We start from the raw sequence: 482 nt of genomic DNA on the forward strand, positions 1-482 counted from the left end.
TTTCTTGAAACGTTCATGCTGATGACCAACGGCGACGACCACAAGCACCGTCGCGGCGCATTTGCGCGGGTCTTTGCACATCCTGTGCTACGACAGAAGCGCGGTCGTGTCCGTGCGGTTGCCGATCACATCATCGCCGACCTACCTCGCGGCGAAGAATTCGATTTTCTTGCATTGTGCGCCTCCCGCATTCCTGCGGAAATGATTGCGGAGGTGCTGGGGTTGAAAACTGAAGACAGCGCGTGGTTTGCTGGACACGTGTACAGGCTCAGCAATTGTCTGGTGCCGCCCTACTCTGGTCATGACGAGGTCGAGGCCTCAGCTGAAGCGCTTTACGATTTCGTGGCACAGACCGTTGAGGATCGCCGTCAGGCACCTCAGGACGACATGATTTCGATGCTGGTGGCGGACGAAAGTGATCGTAGTTTGGAAACTGAGGAACTGATCTATCAGATCATGGGCCTCATACTCGGCGGCAGTGA

The 482-nt window shown here is 56.0% G+C and carries 1 protein-coding gene; it reads left to right on the plus strand.

Annotated elements, in window-relative coordinates:
* Nucleotides 1-15: 15 nt before the first annotated feature.
* Nucleotides 16-482 (plus strand): hypothetical protein (locus AB2B41_RS23360; RefSeq protein WP_367880230.1); only part of this gene is annotated, 467 nt, incomplete at its 3' end.

It is taken from the genome of Sulfitobacter sediminis, assembly GCF_040811725.1.
Classification (GTDB): domain Bacteria; phylum Pseudomonadota; class Alphaproteobacteria; order Rhodobacterales; family Rhodobacteraceae; genus Sulfitobacter; species Sulfitobacter sediminis.